Origin of the sequence: Leifsonia sp. EB41, assembly GCF_041262565.1 — a bacterium.
GTDB lineage: Bacteria > Actinomycetota > Actinomycetes > Actinomycetales > Microbacteriaceae > Leifsonia.
Map to the genome: position 1 here is coordinate 2,962,133 of NZ_JBGCCJ010000001.1, position 19,094 is coordinate 2,981,226.

Consider the following 19,094-nt stretch of genomic DNA (forward strand, 5'->3'; position numbering starts at 1 on the left):
CCTTCAGGACATCTCGGACGAACGCCCTTCCAGTAGCCGGTGCAGGTTCGCGATCGCGGGCTCGAGGCCAGCGCGATAGCGTGCCAAGGCGGCGGCGAGCTCAGGGCGGGACCGTTGCTCCGTGAGCCCGCGCGAGATGTTGGTCCGTGCGGCGTCCATCCACTGCGCGATGTCGCGTTCCCGGGCCCAGAGGGCGTCGGCCTGCCACGCGATGAGGGTGCCGCGGATCCAATCGGCCGGGGTGTTCGGCTGACGGTTGGGCGGGCACAGGCGGTTTTTGATCGCGGGGTCGGAACGAGTCGCCTCGACGTAGCCGATCAGTGACGAGTTGAACGGTGTGAGGCCGATCCGCATTGACTGCAGCCGGATCCGCTCCGGTGCAAAGATCGGGACCTCGGGGGCAGGGTTGAGGCCGCCGGCCGCGGCGTAGACGTGCAGGGTTCCGGGCGTCGTGGGGACGGAACCGTGTTCGAGCTGGATGGCATCGGCTTCGATCCGCCGTACCCGTCCGAGGCGGATCACCCCATCGACCCGTCGGAGCTGCTCGATCTCGGCCGTGCTGGCGGTCGGGCCACGGAACATCGTGGGTGCGATGCTCGTGTCGACGCGCAGCAGTTGCTCCGTGTCGCTCAACCGATCGAAGAGCTCGGTCTGCGAACCGGCCTCCGCGCACGCCTCCGCCTGCAGCGCCAGCCCTTCGAACAGTGTGGGGAGCAGCTCGCCGCCCTGGGTGAATCTGCGATTCAGATACCAGGCCTCGCGAGGCTTGATCCAGCGGATGAACGCCGGCGGGACGCCGTTCTGCAGCAGGTAGAGGATCGCATCCGCCGCCGTCTTGCCTGCGCCGACGATCGTGTAACCGTCCGGCGGTTCCTCCCGGCGAGCCAGCTCGTTCACCGGCACACACCGGACTCCGTCGTCCACCTCGAAAACGGGAGGGCTCGTTGCGGGAACACGTGGCTCGAGGTAGACCGCGTCGACGACGGCTCGGCGGGCACTGACCTCGAAGCGATCGCCGGTCAGGCGGCTGACGAACTCCCCGTGCCCGACGTAGTCGCACTGCGGGAAGAAGCGGACCCGACTGGAGGCGAGGAGCCGCTCGTTCATCACTCGCTCGTAGTACGCGCAGATCTCCCGGCCCGACGCGCGCTCGTACATCCCGGCGTTGACGCCGGTCGTATCGATCGTGTCGGTGCCGAGCGGCAGCGAATCGACGCCGTAGTACGCGGAGGGCTGGTGCAGCCGGATGAACGGGTAGCTGTCGTTCCAGTGGCCGCCGGGTGCGAAGCGCCGATCGACCATGATCACGTCGGCGTCGGACGCCGTGATCAGGGAGTCGACGAACGCCATCCCCGACGCACCGGCGCCGACGACAAGATAGTCGGTCTCCAGAATCCTGCTCGCCATCGCTGCCGTCCTCTGCACGATCCGGGAGCCGACCTCCGGTCGAGCGTCCGCTCGGGTCCTTCAAGCATGCGCCTGGCGAGGAAAGGACCACCAGCCCCGTGGTCGCGCGCACAGCCGACAGTGCTGCGGTCGGCGGGAACTCGACAGCCGTCCCGACCACGGGCGATCAACGGGTCGGGCGCCTCCACGTCGCCCAGAGCACCGCCGCGATGAGGAGGGGCTGGAAGGCGAGGCGGACGAGCCGCTTGCGATCGGTGTCGAGCCCGAACGCATCCCGGTGATGCCGCCACTGCGAGACGTTGCCGGGAAAGACCGCCGTGAAGAACGCCGCGGCGGCCCAGCCCATCGTCCTTCGCCACGGCGAGGCCACCAGCGCCGTCCCCAACGCGATCTCCACAGCGCCGGACAGCACGACCGTGGTGTCGTCGTCGATCGGGACGAACTCCGGGACCTGCGCGGAGAACTCCCGCCGCGCGAAGGTGAGATGGCTCACTCCGGCGAAGACCAACGCCGAACCGAGAAGTACGCGGACGAGAGTTCGAGGATGAGACATGCTGCCATCATGGCCCCCCATCAGGCGGCACCAGTACTAGGTATTTCGGGTGGTCTGCGCACGACCGGATACTGGTGCCGATGTAACGCATTGAAACGAAGACGCCAAACGCGCCGACGTCCCGCCGCAGAAAGCCGACCCGAAATGCAGACCACAGACAGCATCCGCAGAGACAGCATCGACACAGCCACCCTCGACGCTGACCCGAACCCGACCCTCGTGACAGACCGATGCCGGTACTTCGGGACCCCGCACGCCCACCTCTGGGAGTACACGAACGGGCATCTGGTGTGCGCGTTCTGCGACGAGAAGCGGCCGTTCACGCCGTAGGGCGAACTCCCTCCGGCATGACCCGCATCGCCGGGAGTCCGTTCACACTCCGTAACGGTCGCTTCCCGCATCCTCCACGCCGCGCCTATCCTTCCCCGGATCGGGTCGTCCGTTCTCGGACGGCCGGCAGCAGGCGAAGAGACGAGGTCCGGATGTCCGAGAGCGTGAGGGAGCGCAGGCGTGCGCTCGTCTTCCTCGGGGTCGTGAGCGTGCTGCTCGGCGTCGTGGCCGTCGTCAGCCTGGTGCTGCCCCAGCCGCAGGCCACCGCCGGTGTCACGGTGACGGCTGTCCTGCTCCTGATCGGCGCGTGCTACGGCGTGGTGGCGACGTCGGTGGCGTTCGTGCGCGGCCCGCGGGCGGCCGACGCTGAGCCGGGGGACGCGGACAGCGCGGTCGAGTAGCGGTCGCGCGCGACGGCGATCAGTTCGGGGGCGGGAGGCGTGTCCGGGGTCAGCAACGGCGCGCTGACGATGTCGGCTGCGCAGGTGCGGGTCCGGTCGTGGAAGTAGCCGGGAGCGAGCAGGTAGCTCGCCACTGCGACGCGGGCGCCGTCGTTCGCGCGGTTCCGGGCGATGGCCTCGTGGAGCCGGGGAGCGGCGGCGCTGAGGAAGCCGACGGTGACGGGATGCCGCGTCGCGGCCTCCAGCAGCAGTCCGGTGCGGAGGGCGTCCTCGACGCCGGCGGAATCGCTGGAGCCGGCGGCCGCGAGGACCAGCCGATCGTCCGGGTCGGCGCCGGCCTCCCGGAGCCGGCGGCGGAGCACCTGCGCGATCCGGTGGTCGGGGCCGAGCGCGTCGGCGACGATAACGCGCTCGCCGAACGGCGCCGCCGCGAGCGGGAGGTCGTGGCCGAGGTGGTAGCCGCGGGAGAGCAGCAGCGGCACGACGACGATCGTCGCCTCCGGCGGGAGCGCCGCGAGCGCGGTCGGCACGTCCGGCTGCTGGACGTCAACGAACGCGTGGGCCGCGACGTCCGCGTCCACGGCGGCGTGGATCGCCTCGACGTAGGCCCCGATGGCCTGCTGGCCCAGCGGGTCGGAGGTGCCGTGCGAGACGGTGAGGATGGCGATCATGGGCTCTCGGGGAGGGTCGTGGACGCGGCCGGGTGACCACGTGCGGTGGTCGATCCAGGATGCCTGAACGGCCGTACAGCCTTTCTGTATTGCGTCTGTTTATTACCGTCGCCCTTCCGTCGCGAAACGTATCCGGCCTAGGTTCCCTACTCGATCCGCCCCGCAGCGGAGGGAAGGACGAACCGCGTGACGATCTCCGAACAGCACACCGCTCCGGCGGCTGCCCGGCCGCGCCGCAGCGACGCCCGGCCGAACGGTCAGTGGGCGGTCGACGGGCAGGCACCGCTGAACGCGAACGAGGCCTGGAAGCAGGAGGACGGCGGCCTCGCCGTCCGTGAGCGCATCGAGCGCGTCTACGCCGACGGCGGGTTCGCCTCCATCGACCCGACCGACCTGCACGGGCGCTTCCGCTGGTGGGGCCTGTACACGCAGCGCAAGCCCGGCATCGACGGCGGCAAGACCGCGACGCTGGAGCCGCACGAGCTGGAGGACGAGTTCTTCATGCTGCGGGTCCGCATCGACGGCGGCCAGCTCACGACCGAGCAGCTTCGGACCATCGCGGGCATCTCGACCGAGTTCGGCCGCGACACCGCCGACCTCACCGACCGGCAGAACATCCAGCTGCACTGGATCCGGGTGGAGGACGTACCGGAGATCTGGCGGCGGCTGGAGGCCGTGGGCCTCAGCACGACGGAGGCCTGCGGCGACGTGCCGCGCGTGTTCCTCGGCTCGCCGGTGGCCGGCATCGCGGCGGACGAGCTGATCGACCCGACGCCGCTGATCCAGGAGATCGCTGACCGGTTCCTCGGGGACCCCGAACTGGCCAACCTCCCGCGCAAGTTCAAGACCGCGATCAGCGGGCACCCGAGCCAGGATGTCGTCCACGAGATCAACGACGTGTCGTTCGTCGTGGTCGAGCACCCCGAGCTCGGTGTCGGCTTCGACCTGTGGGTCGGCGGCGGACTGTCCACGACTCCTCGGCTGGCCGAGCGGCTGGGCGCGTTCGTGCCGCCCGAGCGGGTGCCGGAGGTGTGGCACGGGGTCGTACAGATCTTCCGCGATTACGGTTACCGCCGCCTCCGCAACAAGGCACGGCTGAAGTTCCTGCTCGCCGACTGGGGCGTCGAGAAGTTCCGGCAGGTGCTGGAGGACGAGTACCTGGGTGAGCCGCTGGCGGACGGCCCGGCCCCGGCCGCGCCGACGACGACCGGCGACCACGTCGGCGTCCACAAGCAGAAGGACGGCCGCTACTTCATCGGCGTCACCCCGTTCGTCGGCCGGGTCTCCGGCACGACGCTCGAACAGCTCGCCGACCTCCTGGAGCGGCACGGCTCGACCCGGCTGCGGACGACCCCGCACCAGAAGATCCTCGCGCTGGACATCCCGGAGGCGAACGTCGAGCAGGCCGTCGCCGAGCTGGACGAGCTGGGGCTGAGCGCGAAGCCGAGCGTGTTCCGCCGCGGGACGATCGCCTGCACGGGCATCGAGTTCTGCAAGCTCGCGATCGTGGAGACCAAGGTCACCGCGACCGCCGCGGTGCAGCAGCTGGAGGAGCGGCTGGCGGGGCTCGACCTCCCGGCGCCGCTCAGCCTGCACGTCAATGGCTGTCCCAACTCGTGTGCGCGCATCCAGACGGCCGACATCGGGCTGAAGGGCCAGCTGCTCCCGGACGGGAACGGCGGCCAGGTGCCCGGCTTCCAGGTGCACCTGGGCGGCGGCGTCGCCTCCCGAGACCGCGACGAAGCCGGGCTCGGCCGCACCGTGCGCGGGCTGAAGGTGACCGCCGACGGGATCGCGGACTACGTCGAGCGCGTCGTCACCCGCTACCTGGCCGACCGCACCGACACCGAGACGTTCGCCGAGTGGGCGCACCGAGCCGACGAGGAGGCGCTGCAGTGAGCGCGACCAACCTGGGCAGCCTGCCCTTCCGCCCCGCCGAGCTGCGGCCGGTCTCCGAACTCAAGGAGCTCGCCGAGCGCGGCGCGCGCGAGCTGGAGGACGCGACCGCGGAACAGGTCGTCCGCTGGGTGGCCGACAACTTCGACGTGGAGCGCACGGCCGTCGCCTGCTCGATGGCCGACGCCGTCCTCCCGCACGTCGTCGCCGCGGCGCTGCCGGGTGTCGACGTGCTGTTCCTGGACACCGGTTACCACTTCGTGGAGACGTACGTGACCCGCGACGAGGTCGCCCGCTCTCTGGACGTGCGGGTGGTGGAAGTGAAGCCGAAGCAGACCGTCGCCGAGCAGGATGCCGAGTTCGGCGCCGAGCTGTTCGCCCGCGACCCCAACCTGTGCTGCGCCCGCCGCAAGGTCGAGCCGTTGCAGCGCTCGCTCACCGGCTACGAGCTCTGGTTCACCGGGGTCCGCCGCGAGGAGGCGCCGACGCGCACCGCGACGCCGTTCGTCAGCTGGGACGAGAAGAACGGGCTGGTGAAGGTCAACCCGCTCGCCGCGTGGACGTTCGACGAGCTCCTCGACTACGCCACGGCGAACGCGGTGCCGCTGAACCTGCTCCTCTCCAACGGGTATCCCTCGATCGGCTGCGAACCGTGCACCAAGCCGGTGGCCGAGGGGGAGGACCCGCGCTCGGGCCGGTGGGCCGGGCTCGCCAAGACGGAATGCGGGTTGCACGAATGACCGACACCAGCCTGACCACAGCGCCCGCTCTCGACCTCATCGACCAGCTCGAGAGCGAGTCCATCCACATCATCCGCGAGGTCGTCGCCGAGTTCGAGCGGCCCGTGCTGCTGTTCTCCGGTGGTAAGGACTCCGTGGTCGTCCTCCACCTGGCGGCGAAGGCGTTCTGGCCGGCGCGCATCCCGTTCTCGCTGCTGCACGTGGACACCGGGCACAACTTCCCGGAGGTCCTCGACTTCCGCGACGCGACCGCCGAGCGGTTCGGCATCCCGCTGGCCGTGGCCCGGGTGCAGGACTACATCGACGACGGCCGCCTCACCGAGCGCGCCGACGGCACCCGCAACCCGCTGCAGACCCTGCCGCTGCTGGACGCGATCGAGGCCGGACGGCACGACGCGGTCTTCGGCGGCGCCCGCCGCGACGAGGACAAGGCGCGGGCGAAGGAGCGCATCCTCTCGCTGCGCGACGGCTTCGGCCAGTGGGACCCGCGCAACCAGCGCCCCGAGCTGTGGAGCCTCTACAACGGCCGGCACACTCCCGGCCAGCACGTGCGGGCGTTCCCGATCAGCAACTGGACCGAGCTCGACATCTGGCGCTACATCGAGCGCGAGGACATCGAGCTGCCGCCGCTGTACTACGCGCACGAGCGTGAGGTGTTCGCCCGCGACGGGATGTGGCGGGCGGTCGGCCCGGTCTCGCCCGCCGACCGCGGCGAGACCGTCGAGCGACGGCTGGTGCGCTACCGCACGGTCGGCGACATGAGCTGCACGGGCGCGGTCGAGTCCGACGCCCGCGACGTGACCGCGGTGGTGCGGGAGGTCGCGGCCTCCACGCTCAGCGAGCGCGGCGCTACCCGCGCCGACGACCGCATCTCCGAGGCCGCGATGGAAGACCGGAAACGACAGGGATACTTCTGATGACGCTGCAACTCGACGACACCACGCGACCGGACACCACGCGACCGGCGCTTGCGGCGGCGACCCGCGGGACGCTGTTCCGCTTCGCGACGGCGGGCTCGGTGGACGACGGCAAGTCGACCCTGGTCGGCCGGCTGCTGCACGACTCCAAGGCGATCCTCGCGGACCACCTCGCTGCGGTGGAGCGCACCTCCCGGGAGCGCGGTTTCGGCGGGGAGGCCGGCGGCCTCGACCTGGCGCTCCTCACCGACGGGCTCCGCGCCGAGCGCGAGCAGGGCATCACCATCGACGTCGCCTACCGGTACTTCGCGACCGACGCGCGCTCGTTCATCCTCGCCGACTGCCCGGGGCACGTGCAGTACACCCGCAACATGGTCACCGGCGCCACCACCGCGGACGCGGTCGTGCTGCTTATCGACGCCCGCAACGGCGTGCTGGAGCAGACCCGCCGGCACCTCGCGGTGATCAGCCTGCTGCGGGTGCCGCACGTGATCGTCGCGATCAACAAGATCGACCTGATCGGTTTCGACGCCGACCGGGTGCGCCAGGTGACGGAGGAACTGGTCGCGGTGACCGAGGAGCTCGGCATCCGCGACCTCCACGTCGTGCCCGTGTGCGCCGTCGCCGGGGACAATGTCGCTGAGCGGTCGGCCCGCACGCCCTGGTACGACGGGCCGGCGCTGCTCGAACTGCTGGAGGCGCTGCCGAGTGCCGACCAGACCGAGGCGGCCACCGACGGCCTCCGCCTCCCGGTCCAGCTCGTGCTGCGGCCGCAGGGCGCACTCGCAACCGGGCTCGACGCGACCGAGTACCGGGACTACCGCTCGGCCGCCGGCCGCATCGCCTCGGGCTCCGTCCGCGTCGGCGACCGGGTCAGTGTCCACCCCGGCGGTGCGACCTCGGTCGTGACCCGGATCGATGTCGCGGGCCGCAGCGTCGAGTCCGCGGTCGCCTCGCAGTCCGTCGCCGTGAGTCTCGCCGACGACCTCGACCTCGCCCGCGGCGCCCTCCTCGGCGCGGCGGGCACCCTCCCGGAGCCGCGGTCGGCGATCACGGCCGAGGTGTTCTGGCTGGACCCGACCCGCGGCGTCGCCGGCGCGCGGCTGCTGCTGAAGTGGGGGACCGCGACCGTCCAGGCGCGGCTCACCGCGATCGACGGCCGCCGCGACCTCACCACGCTGCAGGTCGTCCCGGCCGAGGCGCTGGAGGTCAACGACATCGGCCACGTCGCCCTCCAGCTCGCCGAGGCGCTCCCGGTCGAGCCGTACGCGGCCAACCGGGAGACCGGCGCCTTCCTGCTCATCGACCCGCAGTCCGGCGCGACCCTCGCCGCCGGCATCGTCTCCTGAAGGGACCCCGCATGCGTACCTCGCTCCGCACCGTCGCCGTCCTCGCGCTCGCCGCGGCCACCGCCGCGCTGACCGGCTGCGCGGCCTCGGCCGTCAGCGCCGAACCCACCCCGGCGACGGCCATCCGCGTCGGCTACTTCGACAACGTGACCCACGCGCCCGCCCTCGTGGGCATCCACGACGGGCTGCTGCAGAAGGCGCTCGGGACGACGGCGCTGAAGACCACCCAGTTCAATGCCGGCCCCGCCGAGATCGAGGCGCTCACCGCGGGCGCGATCGACGCCGCCTACATCGGCCCGAGCCCCGCGATCAACTCCTACCTGAAGAGCGCGGGCCAGTCGCTGAAGATCGTCTCCGGCGTCGCCGTCGGCGGCGCGGCCCTCGTCGTGAAGGCCGACATCACCTCGGCCGACCAGCTCAAGGGCAAGACCATCGCCACCCCGCAGCTCGGCAACACGCAAGACGTCGCGCTCCGCCACTGGCTGAGCACGAAGGGCCTGCACACCTCGACGACCGGCGGGGGAGACCTCACGATCGCCCCGACCGACAATGCCCAGGCGCTGACGGCGTTCCAGGCGGGCAAGATCGACGGCGCCTGGGTGCCGGAGCCGTGGGTGTCCCGGTTCGTGCTCGACGGCAACGCGAAGGTGCTCGTGGACGAGGCGTCGCTGTGGCCGGGCGGGAAATTCCCGACCACCGTGCTCGCGGTCTCCGCCTCGTTCCTGAAGGCGCACCCGCAGACGGTGAAGGCGCTCGTGCAGGGCAACGCCGACGCGGTCGCCGCCCTGAAGAATCCGGCGAAGGCCGCGAACGACATCAACGCGCAGCTGAAGGCCGACACCGGCAAGACGCTGCCGACCCCGGTGCTCGCGCGGGCGCTCGACCACGTCGCCTTCGACACCGACCCGGATGCGGCGGCGTTCCCGACGCTCGTCCAGCACGCCGCGGCGGTCGGCCTCGGGACCAAGGGCTCGCTGAAGGGGCTGTTCGACCTGACCGCCCTGAACGCCGTCCGCGCGGCCGCCGGGCAGGCGAAGGTCTCGGCCGGGAACCTGGGGTAGGACGATGAGCGACCTCGACCGCACCGCCGTCACGCTGACGGGAGTGAGCAAGCGCTTCGGCGCACACGCACCCGTCGTGCTCGACGGAGTGGACCTCCGGGTGGGCGACGGCGAGTTCGTCTGCCTGCTCGGGGCGTCCGGGTGCGGCAAGTCGACCATCCTGAACCTGATCGCCGGACTCGAGCAGCCGACCGCCGGCGAGATCGCCGTGCCCAGTGGCGCGGTCGCGATGATGTTCCAGGATGCCGCCCTGCTGCCCTGGCTGACCGCCCGCCGCAACGTCGAGCTCGCCCTCGACCTCGGTGGAGTGCCGCGCGACGAGCGCCGGGCCCGCGCCGACGAACTCCTGGAGCTCGTCTCGCTCTCGCACGCCGCCGACCGCCGGCCGCACGAGCTCTCCGGGGGGATGCGGCAGCGCGTCGCCCTCGCCCGCGCGCTCGCACAGGACCGCCACGTGCTGCTGATGGACGAGCCGTTCGCGGCGGTCGACGCGATCACCCGCGACCTCCTGCACGTCGAGCTGGAGCGGATCTGGCGGCAGACCGGTCGCACCATCGTCTTCGTCACTCACAACGTCCGGGAGGCGCTGCGCCTCGGCCAGCGGATCGTGCTGCTCAGCTCGCGGCCCGGCCGGGTCGCCGCCGAATGGGAGGTGCCCGCGTCCGTCCGCGCCGGCGCCGACCCGGTGGAGACCGCCCGGCTGGACGAGCAGATCACCCGCCGGTTGCGAGAGGAGCTGATCCGCAATGCCGCCTGAAGCCACCGTCACGTCGACGATCGCACCCGCGCCCGCCCGCACGGAGGCCGGGGCCTCCGAGCTGCGCGCCCTGGAGTCCGGTCTGGACTCCCTGCAGACCGCCGGGGATGCCGGGCCGGGCCGCGCCCGCCGCCTTGGCCGGTCCGTCGTCCCGCCGATCGTGTTCGTGCTCGCCGCCGTCCTCGCCTGGCAGCTCTACACGGTCATCGCGCACCCGCGCCCCGACCTCTACCCGGGGCCGGCGGACGTGCTCAGCGCACTCGGCAGCGCCGCGGCCTCCGGTCACCTCGCCACGGCCATCGGCACCAGCCTGGGCCGCGGCGGCTTCGGCTTCCTGCTCGCCATCCTGATCGCGACCCCGCTCGGACTGCTGCTGGCCGAGGTGCGCTGGCTGCGCCGCGCGGTCGGGCCGATCCTCTCCGGCCTCCAGGTGCTGCCGTCGGTGGCGTGGGTGCCCGCCGCGATCCTCTGGTTCGGGCTGACCGACGCGGCAGTGTACTTCGTGGTGCTGCTCGGCGCCGTGCCCTCGATCGTCAACGGCCTCCTCGCCGGCATCGACCAGGTGCCGCCGCAGCTTCGGCGCGTGGGCGTCATCCTCGGGGCGAACCGCCGCCAGCTGCAGACCCGCATCCTCTTCCCGGCCGCGATGCCCGGCTATGTCGCGGGGCTTCGCCAGGGCTGGGCGTTCGCGTGGCGCTCGCTCATGGCCGCCGAGATCATCGCGGGTTCGCTCGGCTTCGGCCTCGGCTCGATGCTGGAGCAGAGCCGGGAGCTCGCCGACCTGCCCAGCGTGCTCGCCACCATCCTGACCATCCTCGTCGTCGGCATCGTCGTCGAGCTGGCCATCTTCGCACCGGTCGAGCGCACGCTGCTGCGCCGCCGCGGACTGACGGGAGCATCCCGATGACCGAACAACGCCTTGGCTCCGTCGCCCTGGTCGGCGGCGGCCCCGGCCACCCGGACCTCATCACCGTGCGCGGCCGCCAGCTCCTGACCGCCGCCGACGTCGTGATCGCCGACCGGCTCGGCCCCCGCGCCCTCCTGGAGGACCTCGCGCCCGGCGTGGAGGTCATCGACGTGGGCAAGCGCCCGCACCACCACCCGGTGCCGCAGTCGCAGATCAACGAGCTGCTGGTCGAGCACGCCCGTGCCGGCAAGCGCGTCGTGCGGCTGAAGGGCGGCGACCCGTTCGTGTTCGGCCGCGGCGGCGAGGAGGCCGAGTTCTGCCGTGCCGCCGGCATCCCGGTGGAGGTCGTCCCCGGCGTGACGAGCGCCATAGCCGTGCCGTCCATCGCCGGCATCCCGGTCACCCACCGTGGCGTCGCTGCCGGGTTCACCGTGCTCTCGGCGCACACCGACATCGACGAGGTGCCCGGCGGGCCGGAGCACACCGTGATCCTGCTCATGGGCGTCTCCGGGCTCGCGGGAACCGCCGCGACGCTCGCGGCGGGGCGCCGCGGCGTGGACTGCCCGGTCGCGATCGTGGAAGACGGCTACGGCGACGGGCAGCGCGTGACCGTCGGCACCCTGGGCACCATCGCCGCGGAGGCCGCCGTTCGCGGCGTGCAGTCTCCGGCCGTCATCATCGTCGGCGACGTGGTCCGACTGGCCGACCCCGACCTCCTCCCCATCCCCGCAGCACACAGCACTGCACCATACCGAGAGGCACCTCAATGACCCGACCGTTCCGCGTGGCCGTCGTCGGCGCCGGACCCGCCGGCATCTACGCCGGCAACATCCTGCGCACCCGCGCCGCCGAGGCCGGCGTCGACGTCCGGATCGACCTGTTCGAGTCCCTGCCCGCGCCCTACGGCCTCATCCGTTACGGCGTCGCCCCGGATCACCCGCGCATCAAGGGCATCGTGACCTCACTGCACGACATGCTCGCCGACGGGTCCGTGCGGTTGATCGGCAATGTGGAGGTCGGCGCGGACATCACCGTGGACGAGCTCCAGTCGCTCTACCACGCGGTGATCTTCGCGACCGGGGCGCAGCGCGACGCCGTGGTCGACCTCCCCGGCCTCGGCCTCCCCGGCAGCTTCGGCGCCGCCGACTTCGTCTCCTGGTACGACGGCCACCCCGACGTGCCGCGGCACTGGCCGCTGGAGGCCACCGAGGTCGCCGTGCTGGGCAACGGCAACGTGGCCCTGGATGTCGCGCGCGTGCTCGCCAAGCACCCGGCCGACCTGCTGACCACCGACATCCCCGACAACGTGCACGCGGGCCTCGTCGCGTCGCCGGTCACCGACGTGCACGTCTTCGGCCGCCGTGGCCCGGAGGACATCAAGTTCACCCCGATCGAACTGCGCGAGCTCGGCGAGGTGCCGGGCGTCGACATCGTCCTGTACGGGGAGGACTTCGACCGTGCCGACGCCTCGACCGGAGAGCGACGGGCCGCCGGCAACCAGGCCAAGGTCATGGCGCGCATCCTGCAGTCGTGGCGCGACCGCGAGCCCACCGGCGCCCCGCGCCGCCTGCACCTGCACTTCTGGCACAAGCCTGTCGAGCTGCTCGGCGAGGATGCCGTCACCGGTATCCGCTTCGAGCGCACCGAGCCGGACGGCGAGGGCGGCATCCGCGGCACCGGCGCGTTCGCCGATTACGACGTGCAGGCCGTCTACCGGGCGATCGGCTACCGCGGCACCCCGGTGCGCGACCTCCCGTTCGACGAGGCCGCCGGGGTCATCCCGAACGACGGAGGCCGCGTCCTCGACGACGGCGAGCCGGTGCGCGGCCTCTACGCGACCGGCTGGATCAAGCGCGGCCCGGTCGGCCTGATCGGCCACACCAAGGGCGACGCCGGCGAGACCATCGAGAAGCTGCTGGAGGACCACGCCGTCCTGGCCGACGCGGACCGCCCGGGGGAGGACGCCGTGCTGTCCTTCCTCGAGTCGCGCGGTGTCCGCTACACGACTTGGGAGGGCTGGCTCGCCCTCGACGGCCACGAGCGCGCGCTCGGCGACGGGTTCGCCGGCGACGTGGTCCGCGAGCGGATCAAGGTCGTGCCGCGGGACGAGCAGGTCTCGATCTCCAACCGCGAGGTGATCGTCCGATGACCTACGTGATCGCGCTGCCGTGCGTGGACGTGAAGGACCGCGCCTGCATCGACGAGTGTCCCGTCGACTGCATCTATGAGGGCGAGCGCTCCCTTTACATCAACGTGGACGAGTGCGTCGACTGCGGCGCCTGCGAGCCGGTCTGCCCGGTCGAGGCGATCTACTACGAGGACGACCTCCCGGAGGAGTGGACCGACTACCACGCCGCGAACGTCGAGTTCTTCTCCGAGCTCGGCAACCCCGGCGGCGCCTCCAAGGTCGGGCCGCAGCCGTACGACCACCCGCTGATCGCGGCACTGCCGCCGCAGGAGGCCGTGCATGCCTGAGGTCGTCGTCATCGGCGGCGGCCCGGCCGGGCTCTCCGCCACGTTGAACCTCGCGCGGGCGCTGGTCGACGTCGTGCTGGTGGACGCCAGCCGGCCGCGCAACTCGGCCACCCTCAGGTCGCACGGGTTCCTCACCCGCGACGGCATCCGCCCGACCGAGTTGCGTGCTCTCGCGAAAGCAGAGCTCGCGGCGTACGAGAACGTCGAGCACCTGGAGCGACGGTCGGTCACGTCGGTGCGGAGGGACGGCGACGGCTTCGTGGTCGAGATCGCCGGCCGGACGCCGGGGGAGGAGCACATCGTGTCCGCCCGGACGGTCCTCCTCACGACCGGGTTGACCGAGACGCTGCCCGCGCTGCCGAGCATCCGCTCGTTCTACGGGATGAGCGTGTTCAGCTGCGTTGCGTGCGACGCCTGGGACCTGCGCGGCAAGCCGCTCGCGCTCATCGGCGAGACGCCGGACCTCGCCCGCCGCGCGGTGCACCTGGCCCGCTGGACCACCGAGCTCACGGTCTTCACCAACGGTTCCCCGGTCGTCACCGCCGACGAGGCGACCGCCCTGGACGCGCTGGGGATCCGGGTCGAACGGGCCACGATCGCCGACCTCGAAGGCGAGCGCGGAGCCGTCCACTCGGTCCTGCTGAAGGACGGCCGGTCCATCCCCATCGACGGCGGCTTCATCCGCCCCACCTGGCAGATCGCGACCGGCTTCATCGACGGCCTCCAGCCCGAGGAGTCGGCCGACGGCTTCCTGATCACGGACGACGAGGGCCGGACCTCCATCCCCGGGCTGTACGCCGCCGGCGACGTCGCCGTGCCCGGGCCGCAGCAGATGATCATCGCCGCAGGGAACGGGGCCCGCACCGCGGCTGCCATCGTCGCCGACCTGCAAGTCGGGGCCGCGTCCGCGCTCAGCCCGATCGCGGAAATCCTCACCTGACCTCCCGCACTCCCATCCTTCACGAACACGAGAGAGAGACATGCCCACCAACGTCTACGAAGACATCACCGCCGCCGTCGGCCGGACCCCGCTGGTCAAGCTCAACAGGATCGCCGCCGCCGCCGACGCGACCGTGCTGGCGAAGCTGGAGTTCTACAACCCGGGCGGAAGCGTCAAGGACCGCATCGGCGTCGCGATCATCGACGCCGCCGAGAAGTCCGGCGAGCTCCGGCCGGGCGGGACGATCGTGGAGGGCACCAGCGGCAACACTGGCATCGCGCTCGCGATGGTCGGCGCCGCTCGCGGGTACAAGGTGATCTTGACCATGCCGGAGACGATGTCGAAGGAGCGTCGGGTGCTCCTGCGCGCGTTCGGCGCGGAGATCGTCCTCACCCCCGGCCCGGAGGGGATGCGCGGCGCTGTCGAGGCAGCCCAGAAGATCGTGGCCGAGAACGACAACGCGATCTGGGCTCGCCAGTTCGCCAACGAGGCCAACCCCGCCATCCACCGCGCCACCACCGCCGAGGAGATCTGGGCCGACACGGACGGCGGCATCGACATCCTCGTCGCCGGCATCGGCACCGGCGGCACCATCACCGGCGTCGGCCAGGTGCTGAAGGAGCGCAAGCCCGGTGTGCAGATCGTCGCCGTCGAGCCCATCGACTCCCCGATCCTCAGCGGCGGCAAGCCCGGCCCGCACAAGATCCAGGGCCTCGGCGCGAACTTCGTCCCGGAGATCCTCGACACGTCCGTGTACGACGAGGTCATCGACGTGTCGTTCGACGACTCGATCGCGACGGCCAAGAAGCTCGCGTCCGAGGAGGGCATCCTCGCCGGGATCTCCTCCGGCGCGATCGTCTGGGGCGCGCTGCAGGTCGCGGCACGGCCGGAGAACGCCGGAAAGACCGTCGTGGCGATCGTCGCCGACACCGGGGAGCGGTACATCTCGACGGCGCTGTGGGCGGATCTGCTGGACTGAGCGGCCCCGGGCCGTTCCCACGGCGCGCGTGCGACGATGGGGCATGACCGCCACCGACGCGATCCTCCGCCCCCTCGTCAGCGCCGACGAACTCGAACTCTTCAACTCCATCCCGTACGCGCTCAACCACGAGCTCGCCGACGACCTCGAACAGGGCCGGCGGCGCCTGGACTGGATGTGGGTCGCGCTGCGCGGGGAGCGACTCGTCGGCCGCATCGCCTGGTGGAGCACCGCCGGCGCGTCTGACCTCGCGGTCGTGCGACGCGGCACCGAGCTCCGCATGGCGCTGCTCGCGGAGACCGGCGCACACGTCGTGGCGGAACGCCTCCGCCTCGAGTGGAAGCCCGGCACCCCCATCGCGGCGGCGGACTCCGGACTCGCGTTCCGCCCGTTCGCCTCCGACGACGAGTTCCTCGACATCACCACCCGCACACTCACCGGCACGCTCGACGCGCACAGCCGAGCCGATCTCGCGACGATGACTCCTCGGGAGGCCGCCGTCGCCCAGTTCGAGGACGAGTTCGCCCAGTACGCGAGCCCGAGGGCCTGGTGGCGGGTCGCGATCGACGAGGGCGGTGAGACGGTCGGCTTCGTCGTGCCGGCGCGCAACTCGTACCACGCGATCATCGCGTACATCGGCGTGCTCCCCGAACACCGGGGAAAGGGGCTCATCGACGCCATCCTCGCCGAAGGGACGCGCGTGCTCGCCGAGAGCGGCGCCTCCCGCATCCGGGCGTCGACGGATGTGGGCAACGTGCCCATGGCTGCGGCGTTCGCGCGTGCCGGCTACGTCACGTTCGAGCGCCTGATCAACATGGCCTGGGAGTGATCCCGCGCCCCGTAGCGCCTGGGACCCGTGCCGCGGTATAGCTGTACTCGCGGAGGATCGCAGTGGCGGAAGGTGACGGCGATGTCAACGAATGTGAAGTGGAAGTCGAAGGCGGACCAGCACGATTACCCGGCTGCCGCCGACTACCTGAGTCTCGTGCTGGATCCCGACGACGTCGACAAGGTGGTCGCCGCGCTGCAGCACGCGGACCCGCGTTCCTACAAGGCCAAGGATCTGCTGCGCGCGTCGCGGCTGCCGCTGCTGCCGGAGTCCGATCCGGAGGTGATGAAGGACCTGGCGAAGATCCGGGACGGCGACGAGCTGTCCCCGGTGCTGCTGGTCCGCGGGGACGCACGGCACGACCTCCCGCTGGTGGTCGCCGACGGGTACCACCGGGTCTGCGCGTCGTACTGGACCGATGAGGACGCGGAGATCCCGGCGCAGCTCGCCGGGATGAAGTAGGGGCTCAGTCCGGCGCGGGGGCCGACCACGGCGTGGGCCTCGGCAGCCAGCACCGCACCTGTGCGCGGTAGGCGCGGAACGCGTCGCCGAAGCGCTCCTCCAGGTCCGCCTCCTCGAACGGACGCACCAGCGCGTTCCAGATCAGCGAGCCCAGAATCGCGTAGCCGACCACCAGCCAGGAGTGCAGCAGCAGACCCACCGCGAGACCCTGCGCGATTCCGGCCAGAGCCATCGGGTTGCGCACCCAGCGGTAGGGACCGGCCACGACCAAACGGTGCGCCATCGCCATCGGCAGCGGCGTCCCGCCCCCGAGCGTCGCCATCGTCGCCGCCGACCAGAGGCCGAGTGCGCTCGCGGCGACCAGGAGGACCGCGCCGAGTGCGGTGACTGGTGGCGAGAGGGCGATGCTGAGGCCCCATCGCCCTTCCAGGAACGCGATGACCAGGGGGAGGACGACGAGGAAGAACGACCAGAACACCGCGATCTGCCCCAGCGTCCCGAGCAGCAGGGCCCCGGGCGTTCGCCCTCGCGCCGCCGGACGGAAGCGGAACGGCCCGCGCACGATCCACTCGGCGGGGAGGCGCTGGAGGAGCACCGCGGAGAGCGACAGGAGCGAGCAACCGGCCGCCGCGAGCATGAGGAGCACTCCCCAGCCGGCCTCTGCGGTGACGCTCGCGTAGACCGCCAGGCCGACCGCGACGAGCACGGTCCAGGCGGTGGCGACGATCGCCGCCGCACGCAGTCCGGCGGCTGCGAGGGCGGACGCCGCGACGAAGAGGGGGAGGTCCGCTGCCGCCACCGCCACCGGGTCGAGCCCGCCGAGGGTCGCGGTGCGCACGAGCGGCGACGCGAAGACCCCGGCCCACCACGCGGCGCCCGCGACCGCCTGCATCGCGAAGTAGGCGCGCCCCCACACGGCGGGAACGGCGACGGAGACCCCCATTACGAGAATTCTGCCCGGTGCCCGGATTCCGGGCAACGCGGCACGGCGTCGCGCAGTATCACCGCGCCCGCGGCCCGGTCAACCCCCGAGCCTCCACCCCGATCTGTCTTACCTTCATCCCAAGCGGACGGCACCGCCGACCGCAGCGCTCTCGACAGAAGGAGTCAGTGATGACGATCGCCATGGACCGCCCCGAAGCCGACCGGATGCCGGGGGACGCGCTCGCGCTGGGCGGCGCGCCCGACAACGTGTCGTGGAGCGCTCCGGCGCGGTGGCTCTGGGTCGCCGGGACGCCGACCGCGTACGTCGGGATGGTGGATCGCAATCTCGACGGGTTCGTCGCCACCGGCTTCGATGGTCACGATCTGGGGGTGTTCGCGTCCCGCTCCGACGCGCAGGCGGCCGTCTGCGGCCACTGGTCCGCGGCAGGTGACGAGGGTTAGACCGGTGGCGCGGCGCGAGGCCGCCGGCGATTATAGAACGTCCATTGCGATTGGGCAACGGTCGCGGGTTTTTCCGGCGATGCGACACACTGGACCAAACGACACGAGCTGGGAGGTCCGAAGTGCGCACTGACGACCGCCGTGCCCAGTTGGAGCGCGACCTCCCGGGCGCCGCGAGCCGTGGCGAGATCATCGCCCTGTTCCAGCCGCAGTTCTCGCTGGAGACCGGCGAGGTCGTCGGGGCTGAGGCCTTGAGCCGGTGGATCCACCCACAGCTCGGTCTGATCCCTCCCGTCGAGTTCATCCCGATGGCCGAGCGCCTCGGGCTCGTCGCCGGGATCGGGGATGTCATGCTGCGGCTCGGCTGCCACGCTGCCCGCGATTGGCGGGACCAGGGCCACCCGATCGAGGTCGCCGTCAACGTCTCGATCCTCCAGTTGCGGACGTCCGCGATCGTCGACACGATCGCCGGGCTGCTCGGCGAGTTCTCGCTCAGCCCGCGGCTGCTGACGTTGGAGGTGACGGAGACCACTCCGCTGACCGACGTCCCGGAGGCGATCGACACCGTCCACCGGCTGCGCGGTCTCGGCGTGAACATCTCCGTCGACGACTTCGGGGCCGCCTACGCGTCGCGCGAGCAGGTCATCGCGCTGCAGGCGACCGAGTTGAAGGTCGACCAGTCGCTCGTGCAGGAGACCCAGGGCCCCCACAGCGAGGACCTGGCGCGGGCCGTCGAGTTCGGCAAAGCGCAGGGGATGCGCCTGGTCGCCGAGGGCATCGAGACGGAGGCCCAGCTCGCCCGGGTCCGCGCACTCCACTGCGATCGCGGCCAGGGATACCTGCTGTCGCGGCCGACGACCAAAGCGGATGTGGACAGCCTCCTGGTCGGGGCCGGCGTCGTCCGCTCCGATGAGTAGCGCCCGCTCCGATGAGTAGCGTGTCGTAACTTGACGATCGCGTCGCCAGCAGTCACTCTCAACACATGCATTCTGACCGGCCACGCAGTTGATGCGCGATGTGCTCGACGAAGTCGC

At 71.5% G+C, this 19,094-nt stretch carries 22 protein-coding genes; 18 read left to right on the plus strand and 4 right to left on the minus strand.

Features of this window, described 5'->3' with window-relative positions; genetic code table 11:
* Positions 1 to 3: 3 nt before the first annotated feature.
* Positions 4 to 1,407, minus strand: coding sequence for a pyridine nucleotide-disulfide oxidoreductase (locus ABH923_RS14685; protein WP_370056127.1), 1,404 nt, complete (start codon positions 1,405 to 1,407; stop codon positions 4 to 6).
* A gap of 166 nt (positions 1,408 to 1,573) precedes the next feature.
* Complete coding sequence (locus ABH923_RS14690; RefSeq protein ID WP_370056128.1) at positions 1,574 to 1,960, minus strand: MauE/DoxX family redox-associated membrane protein; 387 nt, start codon at positions 1,958 to 1,960, stop codon at positions 1,574 to 1,576.
* Positions 1,961 to 2,104: 144 nt separating this feature from the next.
* Between ABH923_RS14690 and ABH923_RS14695 the strand changes: the two genes are divergently transcribed.
* Positions 2,105 to 2,290: a hypothetical protein gene (locus tag ABH923_RS14695; protein ID WP_370056129.1), complete on the plus strand. Its 186-nt coding sequence runs from the start codon at positions 2,105 to 2,107 to the stop codon at positions 2,288 to 2,290.
* A 152-nt stretch (positions 2,291 to 2,442) separates the two neighbouring features.
* Positions 2,443 to 2,691, plus strand: a complete 249-nt coding sequence (locus ABH923_RS14700; protein WP_370056130.1) for a hypothetical protein — start codon at positions 2,443 to 2,445, stop codon at positions 2,689 to 2,691.
* Here ABH923_RS14700 and ABH923_RS14705 read toward each other — a convergent pair.
* A complete protein-coding gene (locus ABH923_RS14705; RefSeq protein WP_370056131.1) occupies positions 2,601 to 3,362 on the minus strand; it encodes a sirohydrochlorin chelatase in 762 nt (253 codons plus the stop codon). The two genes, ABH923_RS14700 and ABH923_RS14705, sit on opposite strands and share 91 nt — an antisense overlap.
* Positions 3,363 to 3,548: 186 nt before the next feature.
* Between ABH923_RS14705 and ABH923_RS14710 the strand changes: the two genes are divergently transcribed.
* The 14 genes from ABH923_RS14710 (at position 3,549) to ABH923_RS14775 (ending at position 16,674) form a co-directional block, all read left to right on the plus strand.
* Positions 3,549 to 5,261 (plus strand): nitrite/sulfite reductase, encoded by a 1,713-nt coding sequence (locus tag ABH923_RS14710; RefSeq protein WP_370056132.1) that lies wholly within the window; start codon positions 3,549 to 3,551, stop codon positions 5,259 to 5,261.
* Positions 5,258 to 5,998 carry a phosphoadenylyl-sulfate reductase gene (locus ABH923_RS14715; RefSeq protein ID WP_370056133.1) on the plus strand — a complete coding sequence of 247 codons (741 nt, stop codon included), beginning with the start codon at positions 5,258 to 5,260 and terminating at the stop codon, positions 5,996 to 5,998. Before ABH923_RS14710 ends, ABH923_RS14715 begins: the two co-directional genes overlap by 4 nt.
* Complete coding sequence (gene cysD / locus ABH923_RS14720) at positions 5,995 to 6,915, plus strand: sulfate adenylyltransferase subunit CysD (RefSeq protein ID WP_370056134.1); 921 nt, start codon at positions 5,995 to 5,997, stop codon at positions 6,913 to 6,915. Before ABH923_RS14715 ends, cysD begins: the two co-directional genes overlap by 4 nt.
* Positions 6,915 to 8,264 carry a sulfate adenylyltransferase subunit 1 gene (locus tag ABH923_RS14725; protein WP_370056135.1) on the plus strand — a complete coding sequence of 450 codons (1,350 nt, stop codon included), beginning with the start codon at positions 6,915 to 6,917 and terminating at the stop codon, positions 8,262 to 8,264. The genes cysD and ABH923_RS14725 overlap by 1 nt, the downstream gene beginning before the upstream one ends.
* 11 nt (positions 8,265 to 8,275) lie before the next feature.
* A complete protein-coding gene (locus tag ABH923_RS14730; protein WP_370056136.1) occupies positions 8,276 to 9,325 on the plus strand; it encodes an ABC transporter substrate-binding protein in 1,050 nt (349 codons plus the stop codon).
* Positions 9,326 to 9,329: 4 nt separating this feature from the next.
* On the plus strand, positions 9,330 to 10,082 hold the full coding sequence (locus tag ABH923_RS14735; RefSeq protein WP_370056137.1) for an ABC transporter ATP-binding protein: 753 nt from the start codon (positions 9,330 to 9,332) through the stop codon (positions 10,080 to 10,082).
* On the plus strand, positions 10,072 to 10,989 hold the full coding sequence (locus ABH923_RS14740) for an ABC transporter permease (protein ID WP_370056138.1): 918 nt from the start codon (positions 10,072 to 10,074) through the stop codon (positions 10,987 to 10,989). Before ABH923_RS14735 ends, ABH923_RS14740 begins: the two co-directional genes overlap by 11 nt.
* Positions 10,986 to 11,759: a uroporphyrinogen-III C-methyltransferase gene (gene cobA / locus ABH923_RS14745; RefSeq protein ID WP_370056139.1), complete on the plus strand. Its 774-nt coding sequence runs from the start codon at positions 10,986 to 10,988 to the stop codon at positions 11,757 to 11,759. The genes ABH923_RS14740 and cobA overlap by 4 nt, the downstream gene beginning before the upstream one ends.
* A complete protein-coding gene (locus tag ABH923_RS14750) occupies positions 11,756 to 13,138 on the plus strand; it encodes an FAD-dependent oxidoreductase (RefSeq protein ID WP_370056140.1) in 1,383 nt (460 codons plus the stop codon). The genes cobA and ABH923_RS14750 overlap by 4 nt, the downstream gene beginning before the upstream one ends.
* Entirely contained in the window at positions 13,135 to 13,464 is a 330-nt protein-coding gene (gene fdxA, locus ABH923_RS14755) for a ferredoxin (RefSeq protein ID WP_370056141.1), read from the plus strand. Before ABH923_RS14750 ends, fdxA begins: the two co-directional genes overlap by 4 nt.
* Positions 13,457 to 14,404 (plus strand): NAD(P)/FAD-dependent oxidoreductase, encoded by a 948-nt coding sequence (locus tag ABH923_RS14760; RefSeq protein ID WP_370056142.1) that lies wholly within the window; start codon positions 13,457 to 13,459, stop codon positions 14,402 to 14,404. Before fdxA ends, ABH923_RS14760 begins: the two co-directional genes overlap by 8 nt.
* A gap of 40 nt (positions 14,405 to 14,444) precedes the next feature.
* A complete protein-coding gene (cysK, locus tag ABH923_RS14765; RefSeq protein WP_370056143.1) occupies positions 14,445 to 15,383 on the plus strand; it encodes a cysteine synthase A in 939 nt (312 codons plus the stop codon).
* Positions 15,384 to 15,426: 43 nt separating this feature from the next.
* The gene (locus ABH923_RS14770) at positions 15,427 to 16,212 is read left to right on the plus strand and encodes a GNAT family N-acetyltransferase (RefSeq protein WP_370056144.1); all 786 of its coding nucleotides are present in this window, start codon (positions 15,427 to 15,429) and stop codon (positions 16,210 to 16,212) included.
* Positions 16,213 to 16,293: 81 nt separating this feature from the next.
* Positions 16,294 to 16,674, plus strand: coding sequence for a hypothetical protein (locus ABH923_RS14775; protein WP_370056145.1), 381 nt, complete (start codon positions 16,294 to 16,296; stop codon positions 16,672 to 16,674).
* A 4-nt stretch (positions 16,675 to 16,678) separates the two neighbouring features.
* On the opposite strand, the gene ABH923_RS14780 is transcribed toward ABH923_RS14775, so the two are convergent.
* Positions 16,679 to 17,617: an isoprenylcysteine carboxylmethyltransferase family protein gene (locus ABH923_RS14780; RefSeq protein WP_370056146.1), complete on the minus strand. Its 939-nt coding sequence runs from the start codon at positions 17,615 to 17,617 to the stop codon at positions 16,679 to 16,681.
* A gap of 170 nt (positions 17,618 to 17,787) precedes the next feature.
* On the opposite strand from ABH923_RS14780, the gene ABH923_RS14785 reads away from it, so the two are divergent.
* Both ABH923_RS14785 and ABH923_RS14790 read left to right on the plus strand, forming a co-directional pair.
* Complete coding sequence (locus ABH923_RS14785) at positions 17,788 to 18,060, plus strand: hypothetical protein (protein ID WP_370056147.1); 273 nt, start codon at positions 17,788 to 17,790, stop codon at positions 18,058 to 18,060.
* Positions 18,061 to 18,182: 122 nt separating this feature from the next.
* Positions 18,183 to 18,977 (plus strand): EAL domain-containing protein, encoded by a 795-nt coding sequence (locus ABH923_RS14790; protein WP_370056148.1) that lies wholly within the window; start codon positions 18,183 to 18,185, stop codon positions 18,975 to 18,977.
* The last annotated feature ends 117 nt before the right edge of the window (positions 18,978 to 19,094 follow it).

Excerpts from the sequence above, each read along its gene's own strand:
- ABH923_RS14735 (WP_370056137.1), top strand. The coding sequence starts at position 9,330 with ATGAGCGACCTCGACCGCACCGCCGTCACGCTGACGGGAGTGAGCAAG.
- ABH923_RS14725 (WP_370056135.1), top strand. The coding sequence starts at position 6,915 with ATGACGCTGCAACTCGACGACACCACGCGACCGGACACCACGCGACCG.
- ABH923_RS14785 (WP_370056147.1), top strand. The coding sequence starts at position 17,788 with ATGACGATCGCCATGGACCGCCCCGAAGCCGACCGGATGCCGGGGGAC.
- ABH923_RS14700 (WP_370056130.1), top strand. The coding sequence starts at position 2,443 with ATGTCCGAGAGCGTGAGGGAGCGCAGGCGTGCGCTCGTCTTCCTCGGG.
- cysD (WP_370056134.1), top strand. The coding sequence starts at position 5,995 with ATGACCGACACCAGCCTGACCACAGCGCCCGCTCTCGACCTCATCGAC.
- cobA (WP_370056139.1), top strand. The coding sequence starts at position 10,986 with ATGACCGAACAACGCCTTGGCTCCGTCGCCCTGGTCGGCGGCGGCCCC.
- ABH923_RS14695 (WP_370056129.1), top strand. The coding sequence starts at position 2,105 with ATGCAGACCACAGACAGCATCCGCAGAGACAGCATCGACACAGCCACC.
- ABH923_RS14770 (WP_370056144.1), top strand. The coding sequence starts at position 15,427 with ATGACCGCCACCGACGCGATCCTCCGCCCCCTCGTCAGCGCCGACGAA.
- cysK (WP_370056143.1), top strand. The coding sequence starts at position 14,445 with ATGCCCACCAACGTCTACGAAGACATCACCGCCGCCGTCGGCCGGACC.
- ABH923_RS14775 (WP_370056145.1), top strand. The coding sequence starts at position 16,294 with ATGTCAACGAATGTGAAGTGGAAGTCGAAGGCGGACCAGCACGATTAC.
- ABH923_RS14780 (WP_370056146.1), bottom strand. The coding sequence starts at position 17,617 with ATGGGGGTCTCCGTCGCCGTTCCCGCCGTGTGGGGGCGCGCCTACTTC.
- fdxA (WP_370056141.1), top strand. The coding sequence starts at position 13,135 with ATGACCTACGTGATCGCGCTGCCGTGCGTGGACGTGAAGGACCGCGCC.
- ABH923_RS14730 (WP_370056136.1), top strand. The coding sequence starts at position 8,276 with ATGCGTACCTCGCTCCGCACCGTCGCCGTCCTCGCGCTCGCCGCGGCC.
- ABH923_RS14690 (WP_370056128.1), bottom strand. The coding sequence starts at position 1,960 with ATGTCTCATCCTCGAACTCTCGTCCGCGTACTTCTCGGTTCGGCGTTG.
- ABH923_RS14685 (WP_370056127.1), bottom strand. The coding sequence starts at position 1,407 with ATGGCGAGCAGGATTCTGGAGACCGACTATCTTGTCGTCGGCGCCGGT.
- ABH923_RS14705 (WP_370056131.1), bottom strand. The coding sequence starts at position 3,362 with ATGATCGCCATCCTCACCGTCTCGCACGGCACCTCCGACCCGCTGGGC.
- ABH923_RS14740 (WP_370056138.1), top strand. The coding sequence starts at position 10,072 with ATGCCGCCTGAAGCCACCGTCACGTCGACGATCGCACCCGCGCCCGCC.
- ABH923_RS14760 (WP_370056142.1), top strand. The coding sequence starts at position 13,457 with ATGCCTGAGGTCGTCGTCATCGGCGGCGGCCCGGCCGGGCTCTCCGCC.
- ABH923_RS14750 (WP_370056140.1), top strand. The coding sequence starts at position 11,756 with ATGACCCGACCGTTCCGCGTGGCCGTCGTCGGCGCCGGACCCGCCGGC.